5 protein-coding genes are annotated in these 4,453 nt (G+C 68.6%); 3 read left to right on the forward strand and 2 right to left on the reverse strand.

All coding sequences use genetic code 11. The features are described from left to right. Nucleotides 1-95: methionine biosynthesis protein MetW (locus tag GJV64_RS15760; RefSeq protein WP_235927724.1), on the reverse strand; the 95-nt coding region annotated here is incomplete at its 3' end. Then, on the reverse strand, nt 92-1,195 hold the full coding sequence (metX, locus tag GJV64_RS11755; RefSeq protein ID WP_164157403.1) for a homoserine O-acetyltransferase MetX: 1,104 nt from the start codon (nt 1,193-1,195) through the stop codon (nt 92-94). The genes GJV64_RS15760 and metX, both read right to left, overlap by 4 nt. A 64-nt stretch (nt 1,196-1,259) precedes the next feature. Between metX and hisC the strand changes: the two genes are divergently transcribed. The 3 genes from hisC to GJV64_RS11770 all read left to right on the forward strand — a co-directional run bounded on the left by hisC (nt 1,260) and on the right by GJV64_RS11770 (nt 4,340). Next, nucleotides 1,260-2,393 (forward strand): histidinol-phosphate transaminase, encoded by a 1,134-nt coding sequence (gene hisC, locus GJV64_RS11760; protein ID WP_164157404.1) that lies wholly within the window; start codon nt 1,260-1,262, stop codon nt 2,391-2,393. Further along, entirely contained in the window at nt 2,393-3,292 is a 900-nt protein-coding gene (locus GJV64_RS11765) for a prephenate/arogenate dehydrogenase family protein (protein WP_164157405.1), read from the forward strand. Before hisC ends, GJV64_RS11765 begins: the two co-directional genes overlap by 1 nt. Nucleotides 3,293-3,386: 94 nt before the next feature. Then, on the forward strand, nt 3,387-4,340 hold the full coding sequence (locus tag GJV64_RS11770; RefSeq protein ID WP_235927723.1) for a CsgG/HfaB family protein: 954 nt from the start codon (nt 3,387-3,389) through the stop codon (nt 4,338-4,340). The last annotated feature ends 113 nt before the right edge of the window (nt 4,341-4,453 follow it).

Below are 4,453 nucleotides of genomic sequence, written 5' to 3' on the forward strand. Positions count from 1 at the left end.
TGGCCGTCGCCGCAGCCGATGTCGAGCACCCGCGCGCCCTCCGGCACGGCGGCGGCCACGGCGGCGAGGTCAGCGCGCAGCGGGGCCCGGCTCATGCGGCGAGAAACCCGCTGATGACGCGGTTCATCTCCGGCGAGTCGAGCAGGAAGGCATCATGGCCGAACGGGCTTTCCAGCTCGACGAAGGACACCGGCGCGGCGGCAGCGTTCAGCGCCCGCACGATGCGCCGGCTTTCCGCGGTGGGGTAGAGCCAGTCCGAGGTGAAGGAGACGAGGCAGAAGCGGCTGGCGGTGCCGGCAAAGGCGCGCGCCAGATTGCCCTCGTGGCGCTGGGCGAGGTCGAAATAGTCCATGGCGCGCGTGATGTAGAGGTAGGAATTGGCGTCGAACCGCTCGACGAAGCTGAGCCCCTGGTGGCGCAGATAGGATTCGACCTGGAAATCGGCATCGAAGCCGAAGGAGACCGAATCGCGGTTCTGCAGGCGCCGGCCGAACTTTTCGGTGAGGCCTTCCTCGGACAGATAGGTGATGTGCGCAGCCATGCGCGCCACGGCAAGGCCAGCCGCCGGCGGTGCGTCGGGGGCATAATCGCCGCCCTGCCACATCGGATCGGCCATGATCGCCTGGCGGCCGACTTCGTGGAAGGCGATGTTCTGGGCGCTGTGCCGGGCGGCCGTGGCAATCGCCACCACCTTGTCCACCCGGGCCGGATGCTCAACCGCCCAGGTCAACGCCTGCATGCCGCCCATCGAGCCGCCGACCACCGCCGCCAGCCGCGCGATGCCAAGGGTGTCGAGCAGGCGCGCCTGGGCTGCCACCATGTCGGAAATGGTGATCACCGGAAAGCGCATGGCATAGGCCACACCGCTCAGCGGATCGGTGCTGGCCGGGCCGGTGGAGCCCATGCAGCCGCCGAGCACGTTGGCGCAAATGACGAACCACTGGTCGGTGTCGATCGGCTTGCCGGGGCCGACAGCGCGCGTCCACCAGCCGGCCTTGCCAGTACGCGGGTGCGGGCTGGCGACATATTGATCGAGGGTGAGCGCGTGGCAGATGAGAACGGCGTTCGTGCGGTTGGCGTTCAGCTTGCCATAGGTTTCATAGGCAATGGTCAGTTCAGGCAACACGGCGCCGCCCGCCAGCGCGAAGTCGCCGGGAAGCGTGATGCGTCGATCAAGGCCAAAGCGTTCATCCATGTGGGGCCAGCGCAATAATGGCGCAGGGGTGACGGGGGAAGCGATATTCGCTAACGCGCTCGCCATGACCAGCAACGCCCCTGCCGCCACACCTCGGATGAAGCCGTGGATTGCCGCCATGCACGCCTATGTGCCGGGCAAATCCAGCGCTGGCGTGCCGGTGGTGGCCAAGCTCTCCTCCAACGAGAATCCGTGGGGCCCCTCCCCCAAGGCGGTGGCGGCGATGACGCAGGTGCTGGCCGAAGGCCATCGCTATCCCGATCCGGCCGCCACTGGCCTCAGGGCCGCGCTGGGCGCCAAGTTTGGCGTCGATCCCGCCCACATCATCTGCGGCACCGGCAGCGACGAGATATTGCACATGATCGCCTCGGCCTTTGCCGGGCCGGGCGACGAGATCATCCACGTCCGCCACGGCTTTGCCGTGTATGAGGGTGCCACCCGCCGCGTCGGCGCCACGCCGGTCGTGGTGCCGGACGTTGATTACACCGCCGACGTGGGCGCCATCCTGGCCGCCGTCACCCCCGCCACCCGCGTCATCTATCTGGCCAACCCCAACAACCCCACCGGCACACTGCTGCCCGCAGACGAAGTGCGCCGGCTCATCGCGGGCCTGCCCACGCACGTGATCCTGGTGCTCGACTGCGCCTATGCCGAGTTCGTGGATGGCGACTATGAGGACGGGCTGGTGCTGGCGCAGCGCCTGCCCAACCTGATCGTCACCCGCACCTTTTCCAAGATCCACGGGCTTGCCGCCCAGCGCATCGGCTGGGCGGTGGCGCCGCTGGCCATCATCGACGCGCTGGAACGGGTGCGCGGGCCCTTCAACGTGACGACCACGGGCCAGGCCGCTGCCGTCGCCAGCCTTGGCGATGACGCCCACATCGCCATGGTGCGCGCCGAAACCATCCGCCTGCGCGACTGGCTGGCCGGCGAGATCGCCGCTTTGGGGAACGCCGGCCTGCGCGCCATCCCCTCGGCCGCCAACTTCATCCTGGTGGAGTTCCCAGAAGCCGGCCCGGTCACGGCGGCGGCCTGCAACGCGTGGCTGCTCGATCACGGCATCATCTGCCGCTATCTCGCGGTGCAGAACATGCCGCGCACCCTGCGCATCTCGATCGGCACGGAACAGGAGACCCGCACCGTGGCGGCGGCCCTGCGCGACTATGTCGAGGGTGCAAGCGAAGGAACAAGCGCCTGATGCTGCCCTTTGCCCGCATTGCCATCATCGGCATGGGCCTGATCGGCTCGAGCCTTGCGCGCGCCATTCGCGAGACGATGCCGACGGTGCGGATCAGCGTGTCCGATGCCGATGCCCAGGTGCGCGAGCGGGTGCGCGACCTTGGCATTGCCGATGATGTGGCTGATGGCGCCGGCGCCGCCGTGGTGGATGCCGATCTCGTCATCCTCGCCGTGCCGGTGGGCGCCATGGCGGCGGTCGCGGCCGAGATCGCCCCGGAGCTGGCGCCCGACACGGTGGTGAGCGACGTCGGCTCGGTGAAGGAGAGCGTGGCGCGCGTGCTGGGCGACGCGCTGCCCGGTGTCCATGTCATCCCCGCCCACCCGGTCGCCGGCACCGAGAAATCCGGGCCGGATGCCGGCTTCGCCAGCCTGTTCAAGGGCCGGTGGTGCATCATCACGCCGCCGCCGCGGGCCGATGCCGTGATGGTCGAGCGGCTTTCGGAATTCTGGCGCCGGCTGGGCGCCCGGGTCGACCTGATGGATGCGCCGCATCACGACCGGGTGCTGGCTGTCACCAGTCACCTGCCCCACCTCATCGCCTATTCGATCGTCGGCACGGCCAGCGATCTTGAAGAAGTCACCAAGAGCGAGGTGATCAAATATTCGGCCGGCGGCTTCCGCGATTTCACCCGCATCGCCGCATCCGATCCGGTGATGTGGCGCGACGTGTTCCTCAATAACCGCGAGGCGGTGCTGGAGCTGCTGGGCCGCTTCACCGAGGATCTGGTGGCGCTGCAGCGCGCCATCCGCTGGGGCGACGGCGAGGCGCTGGAAAGCCTGTTCACCCGCACCCGCGCCATCCGCCGCTCGATCATCGACGAAGGCCAGGACACCGAAAAGGCCGACTTCGGGCGCTGATGGTGCGAACTGGCGCGGTTTTTGGCTGGCCGCGCCGGCATCACGCTGCAATAATGTCGCTGATCAGACACACCGCCTTTGTGGGGGAAGAGACATGATGTCAGGACGTTGGATTATGGGTGTCGCGGCGGCGGTGCTGGCAGCGGCGCCAGCGGCAGCGCAGATCGACGCCGGGCGCAAGGGCGGCATCGAAAAGCAACGCGCCGCCAAGACCGCCGAGCTCCCCACCTGCGCGAAACCGATCGGCACCATGGGCATCAGCGATGCGGAAAACCGCTGGTGGGAGGGCCTGGGCCTTGGCAACCCCGAAGCGCTGCTGCGCATCTATGCCCAGAAATCCGGCTGCTTCCGCCTCGTCAACCGCTCGCAGCGCGGCATGGCGGCGATGCAGACCGAACGCGCGCTGGCCGCCGGCGGCGAGATGCGCGGCGGCGGCACCATCGGCAAGGGCCAGATGGTGCAGGCCGATTTCACCCTGATTCCCAACATCGTCACCGCCAACCGCAACCGCAGCGGCAACCGAATCGGTGGCCTGCTGGGCGCCTTCGTGCCCGGCATTGGCGGCGCGCTTCTGGGCGGCATCGACGTCAAGAAGCGCAGCGCCAACGTCACGCTGGAAGTGGTCAACAACAAGTCGTCCGAAGAGTTCGTGACCGAGGGCCAGGCCACCAAGACCGATGTCGGCTTCGGGGCGGGTGGCGGCATCTTTGCCGGCGGCTTCCTGGGCGCCGGCGGCGCATCGGGCTATGCGGATACCGAGATCGGGCAGGTCATCGCGCTCGCCTATCTGGATGCCTTCACCAAGCTGGTGGGCGATCTGGGCGGGCTGGAGGCCGCGGCCGGCGGCGCCCAGGCCGAGCGCGCCGTGGTGATGAAGAACCCGGGCCGCATGTTCGCTGCGGCCTCCACCGCCAAGGTGGTCAAACCGCTGGATGCCGGCGCCATGCTCTATCCCACCGGCAACAAGCAGGGCGGCTTCTGGGAAGTGACCGACGAGCTCGGCACCAAGGGCTGGGTGAGCGAAGTGGCGATCGGGATCGCGAAGTAGACTAACGCAGGCGCGGACAGGGCGGCAGCTGGCCGCGCCGGGCGCGGGTGGCGAGATCGGCGGGCATGCCCGACAAAGCCACCGCGCCGCCGGCCGGCAGCGCGGTTTCCAGC

Origin of the sequence: Sandarakinorhabdus rubra, assembly GCF_010994245.1 — a bacterium.
GTDB classification, from domain to species: Bacteria; Pseudomonadota; Alphaproteobacteria; order Sphingomonadales; family Sphingomonadaceae; genus Sandarakinorhabdus; species Sandarakinorhabdus rubra.

Excerpts from the sequence above, each read along its gene's own strand:
- metX (WP_164157403.1), bottom strand. The coding sequence starts at position 1,195 with ATGGATGAACGCTTTGGCCTTGATCGACGCATCACGCTTCCCGGCGAC.
- hisC (WP_164157404.1), top strand. The coding sequence starts at position 1,260 with ATGACCAGCAACGCCCCTGCCGCCACACCTCGGATGAAGCCGTGGATT.
- GJV64_RS11765 (WP_164157405.1), top strand. The coding sequence starts at position 2,393 with ATGCTGCCCTTTGCCCGCATTGCCATCATCGGCATGGGCCTGATCGGC.
- GJV64_RS11770 (WP_235927723.1), top strand. The coding sequence starts at position 3,387 with ATGATGTCAGGACGTTGGATTATGGGTGTCGCGGCGGCGGTGCTGGCA.